The 18,763-nt window shown below is 42.6% G+C and carries 15 protein-coding genes; all 15 read right to left on the bottom strand.

The features are described 5' to 3' along the window. Window positions 1–240: 240 nt before the first annotated feature. The gene (locus E0Z06_RS07285) at window positions 241–462 is read right to left on the bottom strand and encodes a DUF2835 family protein (protein WP_132583280.1); all 222 of its coding nucleotides are present in this window, start codon (window positions 460–462) and stop codon (window positions 241–243) included. Continuing rightward, window positions 462–3,050, bottom strand: coding sequence for an aminopeptidase N (gene pepN, locus E0Z06_RS07280; protein WP_132583278.1), 2,589 nt, complete (start codon window positions 3,048–3,050; stop codon window positions 462–464). The genes E0Z06_RS07285 and pepN overlap by 1 nt, the downstream gene beginning before the upstream one ends. Window positions 3,051–3,119: 69 nt before the next feature. After that, window positions 3,120–4,589 carry a Na+/H+ antiporter NhaC gene (nhaC, locus tag E0Z06_RS07275; protein ID WP_132583276.1) on the bottom strand — a complete coding sequence of 490 codons (1,470 nt, stop codon included), beginning with the start codon at window positions 4,587–4,589 and terminating at the stop codon, window positions 3,120–3,122. Window positions 4,590–4,664: 75 nt separating this feature from the next. Then, the gene (locus tag E0Z06_RS07270; protein ID WP_132583274.1) at window positions 4,665–5,996 is read right to left on the bottom strand and encodes a sodium-dependent transporter; all 1,332 of its coding nucleotides are present in this window, start codon (window positions 5,994–5,996) and stop codon (window positions 4,665–4,667) included. An 82-nt stretch (window positions 5,997–6,078) separates the two neighbouring features. Next, the gene (gene prc / locus E0Z06_RS07265; protein ID WP_132583272.1) at window positions 6,079–8,103 is read right to left on the bottom strand and encodes a carboxy terminal-processing peptidase; all 2,025 of its coding nucleotides are present in this window, start codon (window positions 8,101–8,103) and stop codon (window positions 6,079–6,081) included. A 17-nt stretch (window positions 8,104–8,120) separates the two neighbouring features. Beyond that, window positions 8,121–8,837 (bottom strand): RNA chaperone ProQ, encoded by a 717-nt coding sequence (gene proQ, locus E0Z06_RS07260; RefSeq protein ID WP_243695581.1) that lies wholly within the window; start codon window positions 8,835–8,837, stop codon window positions 8,121–8,123. After that, entirely contained in the window at window positions 8,824–9,132 is a 309-nt protein-coding gene (locus E0Z06_RS07255; RefSeq protein WP_132583270.1) for a hypothetical protein, read from the bottom strand. The genes proQ and E0Z06_RS07255 overlap by 14 nt, the downstream gene beginning before the upstream one ends. Next, a complete protein-coding gene (locus E0Z06_RS07250) occupies window positions 9,129–9,602 on the bottom strand; it encodes a GAF domain-containing protein (protein ID WP_132583268.1) in 474 nt (157 codons plus the stop codon). Before E0Z06_RS07250 ends, E0Z06_RS07255 begins: the two co-directional genes overlap by 4 nt. Window positions 9,603–9,742: 140 nt before the next feature. Further along, window positions 9,743–11,572 carry a phosphotransferase gene (locus tag E0Z06_RS07245; RefSeq protein WP_132583266.1) on the bottom strand — a complete coding sequence of 610 codons (1,830 nt, stop codon included), beginning with the start codon at window positions 11,570–11,572 and terminating at the stop codon, window positions 9,743–9,745. A gap of 4 nt (window positions 11,573–11,576) precedes the next feature. Then, on the bottom strand, window positions 11,577–11,834 hold the full coding sequence (locus tag E0Z06_RS07240; RefSeq protein WP_207903157.1) for a hypothetical protein: 258 nt from the start codon (window positions 11,832–11,834) through the stop codon (window positions 11,577–11,579). An 85-nt stretch (window positions 11,835–11,919) separates the two neighbouring features. Further along, the gene (locus tag E0Z06_RS07235) at window positions 11,920–13,500 is read right to left on the bottom strand and encodes a dihydrolipoyllysine-residue acetyltransferase (RefSeq protein WP_132583264.1); all 1,581 of its coding nucleotides are present in this window, start codon (window positions 13,498–13,500) and stop codon (window positions 11,920–11,922) included. 11 nt (window positions 13,501–13,511) lie between these two features. Next, a complete protein-coding gene (locus E0Z06_RS07230; protein ID WP_132583262.1) occupies window positions 13,512–14,489 on the bottom strand; it encodes a transketolase C-terminal domain-containing protein in 978 nt (325 codons plus the stop codon). Continuing rightward, window positions 14,489–15,673, bottom strand: a complete 1,185-nt coding sequence (locus tag E0Z06_RS07225; protein WP_132583260.1) for a thiamine pyrophosphate-dependent dehydrogenase E1 component subunit alpha — start codon at window positions 15,671–15,673, stop codon at window positions 14,489–14,491. Before E0Z06_RS07225 ends, E0Z06_RS07230 begins: the two co-directional genes overlap by 1 nt. A gap of 173 nt (window positions 15,674–15,846) precedes the next feature. Then, entirely contained in the window at window positions 15,847–16,926 is a 1,080-nt protein-coding gene (astE, locus tag E0Z06_RS07220; RefSeq protein WP_132583258.1) for a succinylglutamate desuccinylase, read from the bottom strand. A 73-nt stretch (window positions 16,927–16,999) separates the two neighbouring features. Continuing rightward, complete coding sequence (locus E0Z06_RS07215; RefSeq protein ID WP_207903156.1) at window positions 17,000–18,649, bottom strand: GGDEF domain-containing protein; 1,650 nt, start codon at window positions 18,647–18,649, stop codon at window positions 17,000–17,002. Window positions 18,650–18,763: the final 114 nt, after the last annotated feature.

Genomic DNA, 18,763 nt, shown 5'->3' with positions numbered 1-18,763 from the left:
GCTCACTTAGTCAAAATAATTACATCATTTCAAGCAGCAAGCAAGGCCTGCTCGAGCGTAAATCTGTTGATTTGTATTCAGTTTTTGATATTTCTGTTTATCTTTCACACTAATATTAGCTGTTGTGGTTTAATCGGCTATTTACGAGCCAATACGTTTTTATATAAGCCTATGAAATTAAAGGTCAAACCAGTACTTTAAGCAAGTAATTATTTTAACCATGCGTTTAAAGTATAAGCTCTAACTAATTTTCTCTAAGCTAATAAAACCACCCTGCTGATCTAGCGTTAGACGAAACCGGCCTTTGATGCCGTTTGACTCGATAAAACGCTGAAAATGGCGAAAATTTAGCTGAATGCGCATGCCATCATCAGCAGTAACAATAATGTTGCGTATGTCACCACGATAATAACCATAGCATTGTTCTGCGCTAAGCATGGCATTAAAAAAATAACGGTGCATTAGTTCAAGCTTCGGTTAACCTTTTCAAATACATCATTACTTAATGTTTGCTCAGATGCCAGCGATTGCAGAGCACTGCGCATCAATTGTTGACGTTCATTATCGAATCGCCGCCAACTTAGTAAGGGGGTTATTAACCGCGCTGCTATCTGTGGGTTTATTAGATCTAGCTTTGCCACGGTTTGCTTAATTAATTGATAACCTTTGCCATCTATTCGATGAAACTGTTGTGGGTTACGTAAACAAAATGCCGAAAATAGCGCCCTAACCCGATTCGGGTTTTTCCAGCTAAATACAGGGTGCGTTAGCATTTTTTCTATACCAGTAAATACCGGCTCTGATGGTTCAGAGCCGACAAGTGAAAATACCTTATCCATAACCAACGCATCATGCTGCCAGCTATTAGCAAAATCACTAACAAGCGCATTGAACAACTCAGGACAGTGTTGCTGGCTGGCAACTAGCGCAGACATTTTATCGGTCATATTATCAGCTTGGTGATAATGGGTTTTAAGTAGCTCAGCGTGGGCAGCGGTATTTACCGCAAGATAACTTAAGCATATCGCCTTTAGGCTACGTTGACCAACTGACGCTTCGTTATACTGGTACCTTGTTTGGGTAATGCTTTGATAACAGGCGTTAAAGTCTGCCTGTAGCCTAGTCGCAAGATGTTGTTTAAACTGTTGTAACGCCGTTAAAATGGCGTCAACTGGAATTACACTGTATTGCTCAGCTAAGGTATCAAAATCAGGTAAGGTTAAAAGCTCAGCAGTTAAGGCCAAATCAGGCCCTGATTGGCTTAGCCACTGCTGCATAGTAGTAAATAGCAATTCAGGCAGAACTAAAACCGCATCGGCACCGTTAATAACTTGCTGTACTTTTCTACTCCAAAATTGCTGCATGGCATCCCAGCGCGCCACGCCATCTGAAGCCTGTGCGGCAATGTGTAATAACGTTGTATCTTCAGCTTGTTGAATCAACTTCACTGGCGCAGAAAAGTGTGCCAACCAAACTACAACGGGCTGGCTAGTTATACCATCAAATACAAACTGTTGTGTTGCTTCAGTTAACTGCAACAAATGCGTTTGTTTAACACCGTTAGCTAATAGCAACTCAATGTTTATCGGTATAAGTAAGGGCTGTTTTTCCGATTGATCGGCCGTGCTTGGCGTATGTTGCTGCACCGTCAAACTTAGTTGTCCAGATTGCGCGTTATAAGATTCGCTAACCGTTAACTCTGGTGTACCAGACTGGCTATACCATAGCGAAAACTGCGTTAAATCGCGGCCACTGGCCTGTTGCATCGCACTTAAAAAATCATCACAAGTTGCTGCTTGCCCATCAAAACGTTTTAAGTACAGCGCTAAACCCGCATTAAACCGCTCTTTGCCTAACAATGTTTGTAACATACGAATAACTTCGGCGCCTTTGTCATAAACAGTGACGGTATAAAAGTTATTCATCTCTATTACGGAATCAGGCCGAATAGGGTGTGCCATTGGGCTAGCGTCTTCGGCAAATTGTGCAGTACGGATCATTTTTACCGCATCAATTCGACATAGCGTAGCCGATGCCATATCAGCGCTAAATTCTTGATCGCGAAATACCGTTAAGCCTTCTTTTAAGCTCAGCTGAAACCAATCTCTGCACGTTACGCGATTACCCGTCCAGTTATGAAAATATTCATGGCCTATAATTGATTCAATATTAAAATAATCACGATCAGTTGCGGTGCTAGCATCCGCTAATACATACTTACTATTGAAAATGTTCAGGCCTTTGTTTTCCATTGCGCCCATATTAAAAAAGTCGACCGCGACCACCATATAAATATCTAAATCATACTCAAGATTAAAACGCTGTTCATCCCATAGCATTGCTCGTTTTAATGAGGCTACGGCAAACTCGCCTTTACTGGTATAGCCTTTATCAACAAAGAGTTGCAAGCTTACTTCACGACCTGAACGTGTAGTAAAGGTATCGGTTAATACGTCAAAATCACCGGCGACTACGGCAAATAAATAACTGGGTTTAGGGTATGGATCATGCCATTTGCTAATGCGCATGCCCTTAGCATCAATGTGCTCACTTACCTTATTGCCATTAGATAATAAATAGGGGTATTGTTTAGCATCCGCTTGAATGGTTACTTCATACTCAGCCAAAACATCAGGACGGTCTAAAAAATAACTGATCCGACGAAAGCCTTCGGCTTCGCATTGCGTACTATAGGTATCGCCAGCCATGTATAGGCCTTCCAGCGCCGTATTGTCCACTGGCGCTATCTGGGTAACTACCGTCAACTCAAAGCGATCAGGCACACTTACTAAAGTAAGGCTAGCTTCATCCTGCTGGTACTGGCTAGTGGTTAATTCAACACCGTTTATCGCGACACTTAATAGTGTTAAATCTTGACCATCTAGTTTTAATGCAATGCCGCTAATTTGACGCTCTAACTGCATAACAGATGTTACTTTAGTAGCTGTTTTATCTAGCTCAAAACGCAAGGCTACCTTTGAAATTAAAAAGCTTGGCGGTTGATAATCAAGCCGATGTTTTGCCACTCTGCTACTGCTGTTTTGCGCCATAATGCGGTCCTAATAGTTTAACTACTACAAATATACTGATAAAAAAGCCTGAACAAGTCAGGCTTCTTTTTAGGCTTTTGCTGCCACTTCACTGATCACGGAATCAGGCGGGCTAAGTTTAAGAATTTTAATACCACAGTAAGCATAAATTATCGCTAACACAGGGTTTATTAAGTTAAAGAAGGCGTACATTGCGTAATCTAGCGGGCTTACTTGCAATACACTGTGCATATAAGCACCACAAGTATTCCATGGTATTAGCGGGCTAGTAATAGTGCCGCCATCTTCTAAGGTACGAGACAGATTAACTGGTGCCAAGTTACGACGCTCGTACTCTTCTTTAAACATTCTTCCCGGCATTACAATTGACATATACTGATCAGCGCTTAGTACGTTAGTAATAAAACAGGTAACGATAGTGCTGGTAATTAACGACCCCGTGCTTTTGGCAAAATACAAAATTGACGATACAAACTTACGTAGTAAACCAATTTTTTCAATGGTTGCACCAAACATCATAGCGCAAAACACTAACCAAATAGTATTAAGCATACTGGACATGCCACCACCGCTAAGCAATGAATTTAAGCTAGCGTTGCCCGTTTCTATAGCAAACCCTGCGTGTAATATGTGCCATATTAACTTAAGTGAGCCCAGCGCATAGGCCAGATCTTTTTCTACCAGACGCGCCATTAAATCTTGCTGAAAAAATACGGCCCATACCGCACCTAACATGGCGCCAATAAAAACTGTCGGAAAAGCAGGGACCTTTTTCACAGCCATTATAAGCAAAACAAATAGCGGAATTAAAGCGACAAAGCTAATCGAAAAGTTTTCTTGTAACACGTTACTAATTTCATTAATTCGCGCAAAATCTGAAGTAATATCAGCATTAAAGCCAATAATAGTAAATAGAACTAAAGCAAGAGCATAGCTTGGTATGGTCGTCCACAGCATATGTCGAATATGATCAAACAAATCAGCACCGGCCACTGCTGGTGCTAAGTTCGTGGTTTCACTTAGTGGTGAAATTTTATCGCCAAAATAAGCGCCCGATACAATAGCACCGGCCGTAATTGCCGGTGACAAACCTAGGCCTTGAGCCACACCAATTAAAGCAACACCAATGGTTGCTGCGGTAGTCCAAGAACTACCAATGCTCATAGCCACAATGCCACATAACAAACAGCTAGCTGCATAAAACCAACTAGGGCTAATAAGCTGCAAGCCGTAGTAAATTAATGTTGGTACAGTACCAGATAACATCCAAGTACCTATTAATGCGCCAACCGATAACAAAATAAGTACCGCGCCTAGTGATATAGAAACACCCTTTACCATGGCTTTTTCAATAATCGACCAACGGTAGCCATTTTTTAAACCAATGACGACAGCAACGGCTGTGGCCATAAATAAAGCAACTTGGTTCGGACCGTAAGAAGAGTTATCACCAAATAGATACACAGACGCCGACAATAAAACGATCAGTGTGATAAGTGGAATAGAAGCATCCAGAAAACTGGGCTGTTTGTCAGACATTGTGTTACTCCGATTTAGAAAAGGCACTAATAGCGCCTTTCAATTTTTTCTTGTTATAGGAAAATAAATTCACGATCACAGTGAACGATAAAACATCACGAGTATTACTACTGGGCAGACAAACTTGACATACCACGGCCAAATTCGCCAGAACATCGAATACTCAGCTTTCGCGTAATTTTTTTGCAGTTCACGTAAAATTTCGTTGCGATGCCAGATCCAGCCAGCAAAAATGCATAACATTAAACCGAGCAAAGGTTGGCTATAACGCGTAGTTAACGCGATAACAAAACCAAACAAGCTAGCAAAATTGAAAATGATCACCACGCTAATAGCAAAGATAATCGCCGCAATTAACCAAACCGCTTTATGCCGAGTTACTTTTTGTTTTTCAACGACATAAGATACCGGAACTTCTAACATTGAAATAGACGATGTTAGCGAAGCAATTGACATTAAAAGAAAAAATGCCAGCGCAACAAATATTCCGGCCAAGCCCATAGTATTAAATAATGAGGGTAATACCGCAAAAATCAGCGTGTCTTCGGCCAATAACTTGCCGTCTTCACCAAAAATTTGTACGCCATTATGAAGCGCTACGTACATTGCAGGAATAATTAGTAACCCTGCAAGCACGGCGACACCTATATCAATAAGTGATACCGCGGCACCAAGTTTAGGTAAGTTTTCTTTATGGCTAACATAAGAGCCGTAAATCAGCATAGTACCCACGCCTAAAGACATTGAGAAAAACGCTTGGCCCATGGCACTGATAAGTAAATTAGGATTAAGGATATCGGAAAAATTAGGCAGTAAGTAAACTTTCAAACCGTCCATTGCACCGGCTTGGGTCATTACATAACCAAACAACAGCAACATAATAATAAACAACGCAGGCATTAAGCGTACTGACCAACGTTCGATACCTTTAACGACACCACCACTAACTATTCCCACCGTTAGTAACATAAATAGTGCACAAAAAATGATATCACGAGCTAATGAAGAGGCAACTAACCACTGCGCTAGCTGCTCTAGACCAAGTAAATTGGCTAACGCTTGCAGTGCATAGGCAAGCATCCAACCGCCAACAATACCGTAAAATGCCAAAATAAGAGATACAGTGGCAATACCCCACATGCCTACTGCCCGGCCTAAATTACTTTTAGTAACCTGCCCTAGTGCATCTACCACGTTTGACTTGGTTGCTCTACCTATAAGGAACTCAGCCATTAATACGGGATAAGCCAGCAAAAATGCTAAAATTAAATACATTAAAACAAAAGCAGCACCACCATTGCTGGCAACCTGCGCTGGAAATCCCCAAATATTTCCAAGCCCTACTGCTGACCCTGATGCAGCAAGGACAAAGCCAATTCTCGAAGAGAATTCACCACGTGCGCTCATACTAAACCTTTATAATTATTATAATTTATATTAACAAAGGCGGTAATAATACCGCCCTGCTTCGAACTTTAAATGCTATGTACTATTTTTTTGCCAAACGATTAATCTGTTTAAAATCAGCGGTGATATTTGCCGCTTCTTCTAAAAACGGATCAATTTTCTCTAGTTTCTCTGGTACATCGTCTAACGACGCCACCTCAGGCAAGCCAAAACGTTTTAAGCGAATATTGACTCGTGCCAATTGCTTAGCTTTCGTTTTATCACGCTCGGCAACGCGTTCTGCTTCTTTTAACGAAAGGGTTTTATCATCCGCTTGCTGTTTGTACTCAGCAATATCTTCTAGCAGATACTGAAATTCAGCTTCGGCATTAATACGCGCTTGATGCTTTTCTCTTAGGGCAGGAATGATGGCGCTAAGATCAGACAAGCTTTCGTATCGTGCTGCGTTTATTGAATCCCAAGGCAATGCATATTCCTCTTTGCTTTCTCCCCATTCAGCTGGGTCAATTGCGGTAGGAAATTGAATATCAGGGATCACGCCTTTATGTTGAGTACTGCCACCATTAATACGGTAAAACTTAGCAATGGTATATTGCACACTACCTAACGGATGATCGAACATGTCATAAATTCGACCTAAACCACGATGTTGTTGCACCGTACCCTTACCAAAGGTTTGCTCGCCAACGATTAGTGCGCGGCCATAATCTTGCATTGCTGCAGCAAAAATTTCTGAGGCAGATGCACTATAACGGTCAACCATTACGGTAAGAGTACCGTCGTAATAGCTAACACCATCGTTATCTTGCGATACCGATACTTTGCCATCACCTTCACGAATTTGTACTACAGGCCCGCGATCAATAAATAATCCGGTAAGCAAGGTCGCCTCTTGTAATGAACCACCACCGTTACCACGCAGATCAATAATAATGCCTTCCACCGCGCTTTCTTTAAGCTCTACCAGTAGTTTTTTTACATCTTCAGACAAGTTATTGTAAAAACCAGGAATGCTAATAACACCAATTTTTTGCTGTAATTCTGATAGCTGAGGCTTAAACACTTCTGCTTTTGCCGCTCGGTCTTCTAAACGAATTTTATCGCGGACAATACTGATGACTTGCGCGTGGCTAGTACCAATTTCGTTAGCACTAACTACCTGCAACCTTACCGTACTACCCTTAGGACCTTTAATCAGATCAACAACATCGTCTAAGCGCCAACCAATAACATCAACAAACTCGGTTTTATCTTGGGCAACACCAATAATCTTATCTTTAGGTTTGAGCTTCTGAGTTAAATCGGCAGGGCCACCTGGCACCAAACTCTGAATAACAGTGTAGTCTTCATCAGCACGTAACACGGCGCCAATACCCTCAAGCGACAAGTTCATTTCTTGTTGAAAACGGTCAGCATTTCTTGGTGACAAATACGAGGTATGGGCTTCAATGCTTCGAGCAAACGAATTCATTATTTGTTGAAAGACATCTTCGCTTTCACTTTGCGTTAAACGTTTTTGGCTATTACGGTAACGTTTAACCAAAATTTGCTGAATGTCTTCGGCACTCTTGCCGGCTAACTTTAAATTTAAGGCATCAAATTTAACACGCTGACGCCATATTTCGTTAAGTTCAGTTTCGTTGATTGGCCAACTGGCTTTTTCACGGTCATACACGTACTGATCATCAGTAGTAAAATCGAAGCCTTTATTTAATAATTGCAAAGCATAATCAAAATGTTCAAAGCGTCGCTTTAGCGCTAAATTAAACATATCAAAAGCAAAATTAAGATTGCCTTTATTAATTGCATCATCAAATTTATCGCGGTATTGCTCGAAGGCATCAACATCAGCTTTAGTCAGTACATTGCGGTAGTAATCAAGATTTTTCAAATAAGTATCAAACATCTTAGACGACAACTTATCATTAAGTTGCACGTCGATATAATGCCCGCGGGTAAATAATGCAGTGATCCTTTTACTCGCAGTAGCATGCTGTGCATCTTGAGTAATTGAAGGCAGTACAAGCGGCTCAGTTTTCGATTCGGGAGAGGCATTGATACTAAAAGCGACAAGAATCGCGGTTGCAAGTACTGATAATTTTTTCATAAGCGTCTCAGAGTTGGTCAGGCTAAATACAAGCTATCCTGACGGGTTTTGATCACCATACCAGAGCCTAGCTGCACAGTCACATCGTCTTTGTTAACTTCAAGTACGGTTGCAAGCATTGGGTTTTGCCCTAGCTTAAGTAATACTTTACCACCAACAACAACGTGCTCTGCTGTTATACGCTCTAACGTTACCGCTGGTTTAGCCGGTACATCTACTACAGGTTTCACTGATGTAGGGCTAACCTTGGTTTGGTTAGAGGCTGTAGCGGGCTTTTTGTTCGCAGTTTTTTTGTAAGCAGGTTTTTCTGGCGCTGCCACCGTAGCTTGTTTAGCCTTAGCTTCTGCTATTTTGGCCTTACGTTTTTCTGCTGCGCGCGCTTTGCTTTCATCTAACACTTTATTAGCGTGTTCAGCCTGAGAGGCATCAATTAGCTCACCAGTTGCACCGTCTAAATCAACTCGGGCTACGCCTTCTTTAGTTGATTCAAGATAACGCCAGCTTGAGGTATACACTCGCAAAGCTTGGCGTAGTTGCGTTTTACTAACGGTTGCATCATCTTGTAACTTTTGTGCTAAGTCTTGAAAAATACCAATTTTCAATGGTTTAGCTTCGCCAGTTAAACTAAAGCATGCTGGAAATTGCTGCGCAAGATACGCTAGTACTTCTTTAACATTGCTAATTTTTACATTTTGTTCGGTTGGGGTGGTCATTAACGCTTCACTCTTCATCATCTGCGGTATCCATTTCAGGTATACCTTCTTCCAGCTGTTGGCGAACATATGCCAACGCCCAATCAATTAGTTCGTACTCATCGGTTTCTAGCAGTATGGTACCACCGCGCAGCTGATCCCAGATCCCTGGTAGTAAAAAATCAACCTGCGCCACGCTAATATCGTCGGGCAATGCTCGCCAAACAGCGTGATACACCTCGTTAATCTTATCTGTTACTAGTTCTTCTTCGCCTTCCCAATCGCCAATGTCAGCAACATCAAACAAATAGTCATGCAAAGAAATAGCATCTTTCATAGCGTTTTCGCCAGATGCTGTTCAAACACAGAAACAAATTGCTCAAGTCCATGCTGATCATCTAAGTCAAAACGAGCAATATAAGGACTATCAATATCTAATACGCCAATAATGTTACCGTTATGTCGAAGTGGTAGCACAATTTCAGAGTTGCTGGCACTGTCGCAGGCTATGTGGCCTTCGAACTCGTGTACATCTTTAACCAGTTGCACCTGACCTGTAGCCACTGCCGTACCGCAGACACCTTTACCTACAGGTATACGCACACAAGCTACTTGGCCCTGAAATGGTCCAAGCACCAACTCATCACCGCGTAGGATATAGAATCCGGCCCAATTTAAGTCTGGTAGCTGGTTAAACAATAAAGCACTGAGGTTTGCCATATTGGCAATAAGATCAGGTTCCTGCTCTATAATGGCTTGAGCTTGCTGATTTAGCAGTTTGTATGACGCTGTTTTATCGTTAGACATGAAATGCAGTATTCTGTTTAAAACTCAAAACCCGTACATTACTCGGTTTACCTAAGAAATTAAACCTCTTCTCAGCAAAGATTTCGACTCAGTGTCACTTTTAATCGGTGACTGCGTTTATTCGCTCGAGATTTGTACAATCATTCGTTACTTTTATGCGGATTAGCCGGAAAGTAACATACGGGCTGTTGCGCTTGATGGCTAAAAAATCGGGTATCTTTGTACGGTAGTTTCATATAGCCGCCAACGCCTACATCGTTTATTAAAGCAATTTTGGTGACTATGCTTTTTAGCAACTGGGCAAACTCTGGTTCAGCTTCAGGATCGAGCAAACGAAAATAACTATGTACCTTCATATACAAACTACTAACTTCAAAAATAATGCAACCGGTGTGTCGAATTAGGTTAAGCCGAGCAATATCATCCATAATTGAGACCGGCAATGTTAGCTGCTCATCAGGATCTTTACCGTCTTCAAAATAAGAATGCTGCCGACTGGCATCGTCCGTACTGAGTATTGGTGAGATTTGATAAGGTATTACGGCATCAGCTGCAGGAATAAAAGCGACGTCACGGCTGTCACGACTAATATGTATGGTATTACGGGCGTTAAATAAGCATGCCTTAAAGATACCGATTTTAGCAATAGCGCGAGCTAACGTTATTACATTATTAACGGATAGCGCAAACGACTCGGTTAAACTTTCATTATATAAATTTAAACTCGAATCGATATAAATCCCATCAACCTGCCAGTTTATAACTAAGCCCCCCACTACCGGATATTTAGCTAATCGGCTTACTGCAGCAACAAAGGCTTTTTCAGTTTCGCCCATACCTTCTAAATAATTTTTATAATAACGTTCAAGCTGCGCATCATCGATATAGGCAATACCATCTTGTTCACTATGCTCGCGTAAAAAGGATTTACGTGACGAGTATACCACCGTATCCAGTTCACGAACCTGCGGACTAACCCAAACCGGCAGCAGTGGCGTATCGTCAAATAAGCTTACCTCGGGCAAAACCAAACGTTTTAATCTTGGCATCTGCTGTAAAAAATAATCGCCGGCCTGGTTACGTAATTGCACATCGTCAGACAGCATACTGTCTAATAAGGTCGCAAATTCTACCGGTAAGCCTAAGCTGCGTGCAGGTATCGCATTATGGCCAAAGCGACACGACTGGCCGGATGCTAGCGCGTATAAGGTGCCAGCTACGCCTTGCTCGTCGAAGCGTGGGCTAGACAACGCACCTAGGCGTTGTTCACGGCCAATAAAATACACATCGCCCATACGCGCATTCGATATTTGTAAATCGGCAGACATTAGTTGCATTACATTATTAGACAAATACTGGCCATGCTGGTCTAACTGGGCAAAAACTGATGAGCCCCAATCAATAACGCTAAGTAAACCACTTGGTTGATCAAACACTAAATTAGAAGGCTTTATATCGCCATGTACTATCGGTTGTGGCTCTCCATCTTTACGATAGTTACGTAGTGCAAGTAGTACATCGGCTAGCTGACAAGCAATATCAATAAGCAAACGTGCGCTAATACGCCCATGCTTTAAACTAAATTGCTCTAAGTCGATACCCTTACCGCGTTGCATCATCAAGATGCCTTGTTTTTTTACTACCTGATAAGTGATATAGCTTGGCACATTAACGTGCTTAACCTGTGACAGCATGTAGGCTTCATCGGCCAAACGTTCTTGAATATGTTGCGGTAAGTTAATACGTGAGAATTTAAATACGCACTCTTCACCAGTAGTATCTAAACCACAAAAGGCGAAGCCATAAGCGCCCTTACCTAACAAAGAAATGTTTTTATAACCTAGTTTTTGTAGCTCAGAGATACACAAGGCTACCCAATCTTTTAGTTTTTTCGCATCGTTGGCATTAAGCAAATAAATAGATTGCTCTTCGGGTATATAAAAATTACGTAACTGACTTTTATATTGCATCTATTTAAGCCTTTACACAGCGCTGCCGCGTGGCTTTTATTTGCGCTAACACATTGGTAGGATCGGCATTAAATACTTGGGCGGCGTGTTCACTATCTAAGCGCAACAAGCCTTCGGTAATGGTCCACTTAAATACTGGCCGCATTAAGTTAGCGGCAAGGCGTTTTATTGGTAGCAACGCCCGTGGCTCTTCGTAACTTTCAATAATAATTAGTGGGCTGCTGGCCTGAAATAATACCTTTAAATCTTCAAACTCGTTCATTAGCATCCCTTAAATACAAAAAACCCACTAGCATCAGTGGGTTTTATCAGAAAGCAACTACGCTGCCAAGGGCTAAAGACCTTGGTTATGCCATTTCAACTAACATACTAGCTGGTTGCTCTAGGTATTGCTTCCATAGGTTGGTAAAGCGCGCAATGGTGCCACCATCAATAACCCGATGATCACCAGACCAGCTAATCATCATAATTTGCCGAGCCTCTACTTCACCCCTGCTATTAAAGCGCGGTAAGGTTTGTACCTTACCTAGGGCGACTATGGCTACTTCAGGTTTATTGATAATGGGTGTTGCCACCGTACCGCCAAGCGCACCAATATTAGAGATACTAATAGTACCACCTTTTAAATCAGCAGGGCTTACGCGGCCTTCACGGGCCTTGTCAGTAAGCTGACCTAATTCTTCGGCAATTTGAATAACCGACTTATGCTGACAACCTTTAATGTTCGGTACTAATAAGCCGACTTTAGAGTCAACCGCAATACCTACGTTATGGTCAGTCATATAAGTAAGTTCAGTACAATCAGCGCTAACCTGAGAGTTCATAATCGGGAATTGCTTAATAGCCAATGACAGCGTTTTAATAAAAAACGGCATCATGGTTAATTTTATTCCCTGTTTGGCATAGCCATCTTTTAAGCTACTACGCAGCGCGATGAGCTCGGTTAAATCAATTTCTTCGCAATAGGTAAAATGCGGAATAGTTGATACTGACTCGGTCATTTGCCGCGCCATTATCGCTTTAATACCCTTAATTGGCTCAACGCGATTAGCTGCTGGCGCTACTGTAGCGCTAGGTGCTGATGCTACTGCAGAAACCGCAACAGCTTTGCTATTGCCGCTAACAAAGGCGTGTACATCTTCTTTGTATACTCGACCTTTTTCGCCGCTACCTGGTACCGTGTTTAAATCAATATTAAGCTCGCGTGCTAAACGACGTACCGCTGGGCTGGCCAGCGCTTTAGTATTGATTACTTTAGCTTGTACGTTGGCCGCTTGAGCAGTAGCTTTTGCTTGCAACGGAACATTCGCTTGCTGAACCGCAGTAGTTGTTGCAACCACAGCAGGGGCAGCTGCGGCAGTACCGGCATGCTGCATAGCAAATAAAGGCGCATGTACTTTGGCTATTTCACCCTTGGCATAATACAAGCGTGTTACCTTGCCTGAATACTTAGCCGGAATTTGTACCAATGCTTTGTCCGTCATCACATCACAGACCGGTTGGTCTTCGACAATGTCATCACCTTCAGCAACTAACCATTCAACCAATTCGCACTCAACAATACCTTCGCCAATATCGGGCAAAATAAAGTCTTCGCTAGCCATTACTGTTGCCGCTGGCGCAGCACTATGCGTTGCCGTGGCAGCAGGTGGTATAACGGCCGCCGGGGCGGATACCGCTTGGCCATCAGCGGCAATTTGCATTTCAAATAAGGGCGCGTGTACCTTGGCAATATCGCCTTTGGCATAGTACAACTTTGATACTATACCATCGTGCACTGCCGGTATTTGTACCAAGGCTTTGTCTGTCATAACATCACAAACAGGTTGATCTTCTTTAATAGTGTCGCCTTCAGCAACTAGCCATTCAACCAGTTCACACTCAACAATGCCTTCACCGATATCAGGCAGAATAAAATCTTTTTTCATCGCTGCCTCCGTTAGAAATTTATCGCGCGTTTAATGGCTTCATAGGTTTTTAAATGATCGGCCACATACTCTTTTTCTAGCGCCAATGGATAAGGAGTATCTAAACCACACACCCGCTCAATTGGGCTTTCTAAATGCAAGAAACACATTTTTTGAATAGTTGCAGCAATTTCACCAGCAAAGCCACCGGTTAAGGGCGCTTCATGGTTAATAACTAAACGGCCAGTTTTCTTCACTGAATTAGCAACGGTATCAGCATCCCACGGTAAAATGCTGCGCAGGTCAATTACTTCACACGAGATGCCCTCTTTCTCTGCCATTTCTACCGCTTTTTGTACCGTTTCCATTTGGGCGCCCCACGCTAGCACGGTAATATCTTTACCTTGTTGCGTTATTTCGGCTTTACCCAGTTCTATTTCGTAATACTCTTCTGGCACTTCGCCCACTGACGCACGGTACAATTTCTTTGGTTCAAAGAAAATAACTGGATCTGGTGACGCAATAGACGCTAATAGCAAGCCTTTAGCTTGGTAGGGATCACGCGGGATCACCACTTTTAAACCCGGAGTATGAGCAAAGTAAGCTTCTGGTGATTGGCTATGATAATGTCCACCAGCGATACCGCCGCCGTAAGGGCTACGAAACACTAAGCCGCCAACATCAAACTCATTACCTGAACGATAGCGGAACTTAGCGGTTTCATTAACAATTTGATCAAACGCCGGAAAAATGTAATCGGCAAACTGAATTTCAGCGACCGGTTTCATACCTTGTGCCGCCATACCGTTGGCAAAGCCAGCGATACCTTGTTCGGTTAACGGAGTATTAAAGCAGCGTGCCTTACCATACTTTTCTTGTAACTTGCTGGTAGCACGAAATACACCACCAAAGTGGCCTACGTCTTCGCCAAAGCATACTACGCTATCGTCTTTGGCCATCGCTAAATCAAGCGCATTATTAATGGCTTGAAGCATGTTCATTTTTGCCATTAGTCTAGTCTCCCCGCTGTTACCGGATAAGCATCTGGATACTTACGGATATGCGCTTTTAGTTCGTCTAATTGTTGTTGTAACGCAGGAATAGGTTCTGCATACACATCAGATATAAGGTGTTCAATACCAGGCTTAGCCACTTTTTCTGCTACTTTTAATGCATCTAAAATTTCTGTACGTAATGCATCAATGGTATTTTTGTCATCGGCTTCGTTTAACCAACCTTTTTCCAGCAACCATAAACGAAACCGTGAAATAGGATCATTTTGCCGCCATTTTTCTTCTTCTTCTTTAGAGCGATAACCACTAGGATCGTCAGATGAAGAGTGCGCGCCTAAGCGATAAGCAATAGACTCAATTAACACCGGCTCATTGTGTTTCATCGTGTGTTCACGCGCCATTTGTGTTGCTTTAAACACCGCTAAAATATCAGCACCGTCAACACGCAACGCTTTCATGCCATAACCTACGGCACGACAAGCAATACCGTCACCAACGAACTGCTCACTAGCTGGTGTTGAAATGGCATAGCCGTTATTACGACAGAAGAAAATTACTGGCGCTTTATGTACCGCTGCCATATTTAAACCGGCATGAAAATCGCCTTCAGATGCAGCGCCTTCACCAAAGTAGCAAATAGTGCCGTTTTTAAGGCCGCGCAGTTTTTGTGCATAAGCATAACCACTGGCTTGTGGAATTTGCGTACCCAGAGGAGATGAAATAGTCATGTAGTAAATATCTTTACTACCGTAATGCACTGGCATTTGACGGCCCTTGCCTAAATCTTTTTCGTTAGAAAACAATTGATTCATAAACTGCTCTAACGTGAAACCGCGATAACGCAACGCACCTTGTTCACGGTACTGCGCCATAATCATGTCTTTGTCATCTAATGCAGCCGCACTACCCACGGTAGTGGCCTCTTCGCCTAAGCACTGCATATAAAAGCTAATACGACCTTGGCGCTGAGCTGCTAGCATGCGCTCATCAAGCACACGAATAAACACCATAGTATCGTACATTTTAAGCGCAGTAGCCTTATCTAGCTCTGGCGCAACGGCACCTTCGTAAAGGCTGCCATCGTCTCGCAAAATGCGTAACGTAGGAATTTTTAACGCATCACCGGCAGTAAACTCTGCAGTGTGCACCGTCGTGATGGTGGCGTTATTTGGGTTCGTCATAGGGTGTCTCTTATTTGTTAAACATATTAAGCATTCAGCTTCTTGTCGGCGGCAACTTTACCTTTACGTAAACTGCATTGCAACTGCAGGCTAGGTTTGCACAACCAATTTAGGCCAAGGAGTGTCAGCAAAAATTTACTCTTTTACGCCGCCACGTTTAGCCAAACTCTGCGTTAAGCTAAGTTATGCACTACGCTGGTTGGCACCACCATCAGCATGGCACGCTGGCCTTTTGCGACCTTAGCGTTGGGGAAAATCAACGCTTCGCCTTCTTGCTCGACACGATATTCAATCTCGCCATCGCTTGCTAGCAATGTGCCTACAGGATAGCAAGTGAAATTTTCGACATCATCGGCAAAATGTAGTTCAAACGCTTCCGTCTGTTTATTAATTGCGCGATACACCTGATACAACTGAAATTGTGACTCGTCAAAACTTTTGGTTGTTACCGCATCCTCGCTAATTAATTGGCGCAGTGCGTGGTTCACTTTGGCAAAGCGCCGCATATCGTTTTGGCCAAAAGGTTGCACTTTGCCTAGCTCTATAGTGAAAGAGTCGGCGCCATGCGTGTTAGAGGCGTAATAACTAAAGGTAGTTGCAGGGGTTTGCATTAATAGCACCGTTGTTACATCACAGGCGTGCAGAAACTCAAACTGAGCCTTTTGCCACGGCTTGTTATGCAAAAATGGGTATACCGCGAACTTTTCAAAACGAGAACCGCGAATAGCGGTATGCAGATCATACAAACAGCGGTTACGCGAAACCGTTTCAGTTACGCGTGCCGCATTATAAAATTGATTTACATACTGTTCCAAAGCCTTAGCCCGCGTACGTTCTGCGTTATGTGCACCGTCTATTTTGCTATGCGTGCCAGAGAATAAACGATTTAAATTTTCACTAATTTCACGCGTTGACGCATTAATGGCTGGCGGGTTAGCAAACAGCACTAATAGGCGATGTTTTAACGTTAAACGGCCGAGTAACAAGTCTTGCACCAGCGCAGCACAAATTTCAATTGGCGCAGTTTCATTACCATGCACACCACAAGACAACACAATATCATTAGGGGTTAACACTGTAGGTTCAAAACAAATAACGCCGGTATCCCAAACCTGAACCTTGGTGCCGTCGGTTAGGTTAAAACTAAAGGGTTCAAGCGTATCCGGTTGCGCTAGGGTAAGCTTGAGGAAGTCGCCAGCTTGTTGTAAATATTCTGCGCTAGACAACGATTTTAAATCAGTAAATTCAGACATGCGCCAGCTCCATAAAATAAGACTGGCGTTAATTCTACAGTATTAGTGCATTAGACAACACATTGCTGACTGCTTAGCTGGAAAAAACCACAACTCTATTGCGCCCAGCCGCTTTTGCTTGATACATAGCAACGTCGGCATCAGCCAGTAATTGTTTCAATTGATAACCTGAATTATCAGAACCTGTTACACCAAAACTTGCCGTAATCGATAACGGCGGAATACTATCGACTTTAGTAATATTACTAATGGCGTCACGGCATATTTCAGCTAGTAATACGGCTTTATCAGTAAGGCAACCGGGCAACACAAGTACAAACTCTTCATCACCAATTCGACCAAACACATCATTATTACGCATAAAATTACGGCAGGTAAGCACCACGCGCTGTAACAGCCAATCTCCTGTTGTTTGGCCGTACTCTTGATTAATGCGGGCAAAGTTATCCAATTCAAACAGCATAAGCGCAACGGGCTTAGCGTTACTTTCGCAATAATCTAACGCTACCTTGGCTTGGTTATTAAAGTGATATCTATTACTAATCCCGGTAAGTTGGTCAAACTCGGCCATCCTTTTAAACCGGCGACGCCCAGTAACCGCTAAATAGAGTAAAACACTGATCAGAATTAACACGCTAATTAGCGCTAAAGCTAATAGGCGTTGTTGTTGAATATGTTGTTGATAGGCATTTTTTTGTAATAAAGTAAGTTCATTATCTTTTTGCAACATCGCCATTTGTCGATTGTTAGTATCAACGTCAGTACGCGCCATGTAATAGGCCTGCATTCGCTTATAGCGTGCGTCACTGAGTGTCTTTTCAGCATCACTAAATTTTAGCTGGTATGCCAATGCCTGTTTATAATCTTTATTTATCGTGTGAAGCTGTTGCAATAACGCGTAGGTTGCAACAGAAACTTTATTGTCATCACTGCCTTCGAATAACGTTAGCGCTTTATTAGCTTCAGTTAAGGCTTCTGGATAGTTTTTTTGCTGAAATAACGCTTTGGCATATAACAGCTGGGCATTGGCAATAATCTGTTTGTGCGCCGTAGCATTAATTTCAGCGGCTATCGTTTTAAAAAAGCTGATAGCTTCAATAGCGCGGTTGTCGTGCAGTAAATAGTCTAAATACTTTAACCGCATTAAACTTACTACCAAGCGTTCATCAACAGCTAAGCACTGCGCTTCGGCGGCGTTATAACGTTGGTCAAACTCACGCCATTGTGCCAACCCCACTAAGGCGGCAAGCACATGATGGTTAGCATGGCAACGTGTTTTTCCCGATAAGGTGTCGCTAACTAATTGCTCGGCATAATATTTTGCCGTATCAAATTGCTCAAGCTGGTTGTAGGTATAGGCTAATATACTCATGCCGTGGTCGCGGGCGCGGATATTGCTAATATCTTCAACTTGGCGGTTAATTTGCTCTAAAAAAGAAAACGCGCTTTGATAATTATACTGCAAAATATAAGCATTAATTAACCATGCTTTTGCGCGAAATCGTAGGTCGTTATTTTGCGCGGTCATCAGCATATCTTCTAACTGACGGGTGGCGGCTTTGTAATCGTTTACGAGAATATAGCTATACCCTTGCAACAATTGAAAATAGCTCAACTCATCGGCCGATAAAACTTTATGTTGCCGCGAGAAATCGGCAAGTTTTTCTCGAAACGCGCTAATATCGATGGCTTTAGTATCATCAATTAATTCTAACTCTGACAATGCCGAGGCTTTAACTAAACAACTGCAAAACAGAAGGGCGATAATAAATATCGCCCTCGCTCGCTTTATGTACGCACTGAACATGTTAGCCATTAGCAACTAGTAACACCGTAT

The sequence above is a fragment of the Rheinheimera sp. D18 genome (genome assembly GCF_004345025.1).
In the GTDB taxonomy this organism is placed as follows: domain Bacteria; phylum Pseudomonadota; class Gammaproteobacteria; order Enterobacterales; family Alteromonadaceae; genus Alishewanella; species Alishewanella metallidurans.
The sequence above is the reverse complement of the archived record's forward strand: the minus strand, read 5'-3'. Positions and strand labels throughout refer to the sequence as shown.

What these genes read in the sequence shown, in the direction of transcription:
- E0Z06_RS07285 (WP_132583280.1), bottom strand. Translation starts at nt 462, where the DNA reads ATGCACCGTTATTTTTTTAATGCCATGCTTAGCGCAGAACAATGCTAT.
- pepN (WP_132583278.1), bottom strand. Translation starts at nt 3,050, where the DNA reads ATGGCGCAAAACAGCAGTAGCAGAGTGGCAAAACATCGGCTTGATTAT.
- nhaC (WP_132583276.1), bottom strand. Translation starts at nt 4,589, where the DNA reads ATGTCTGACAAACAGCCCAGTTTTCTGGATGCTTCTATTCCACTTATC.
- E0Z06_RS07270 (WP_132583274.1), bottom strand. Translation starts at nt 5,996, where the DNA reads ATGAGCGCACGTGGTGAATTCTCTTCGAGAATTGGCTTTGTCCTTGCT.
- prc (WP_132583272.1), bottom strand. Translation starts at nt 8,103, where the DNA reads ATGAAAAAATTATCAGTACTTGCAACCGCGATTCTTGTCGCTTTTAGT.
- proQ (WP_243695581.1), bottom strand. Translation starts at nt 8,837, where the DNA reads ATGATGAAGAGTGAAGCGTTAATGACCACCCCAACCGAACAAAATGTA.
- E0Z06_RS07255 (WP_132583270.1), bottom strand. Translation starts at nt 9,132, where the DNA reads ATGAAAGATGCTATTTCTTTGCATGACTATTTGTTTGATGTTGCTGAC.
- E0Z06_RS07250 (WP_132583268.1), bottom strand. Translation starts at nt 9,602, where the DNA reads ATGTCTAACGATAAAACAGCGTCATACAAACTGCTAAATCAGCAAGCT.
- E0Z06_RS07245 (WP_132583266.1), bottom strand. Translation starts at nt 11,572, where the DNA reads ATGCAATATAAAAGTCAGTTACGTAATTTTTATATACCCGAAGAGCAA.
- E0Z06_RS07240 (WP_207903157.1), bottom strand. Translation starts at nt 11,834, where the DNA reads ATGAACGAGTTTGAAGATTTAAAGGTATTATTTCAGGCCAGCAGCCCA.
- E0Z06_RS07235 (WP_132583264.1), bottom strand. Translation starts at nt 13,500, where the DNA reads ATGAAAAAAGATTTTATTCTGCCTGATATCGGTGAAGGCATTGTTGAG.
- E0Z06_RS07230 (WP_132583262.1), bottom strand. Translation starts at nt 14,489, where the DNA reads ATGGCAAAAATGAACATGCTTCAAGCCATTAATAATGCGCTTGATTTA.
- E0Z06_RS07225 (WP_132583260.1), bottom strand. Translation starts at nt 15,673, where the DNA reads ATGACGAACCCAAATAACGCCACCATCACGACGGTGCACACTGCAGAG.
- astE (WP_132583258.1), bottom strand. Translation starts at nt 16,926, where the DNA reads ATGTCTGAATTTACTGATTTAAAATCGTTGTCTAGCGCAGAATATTTA.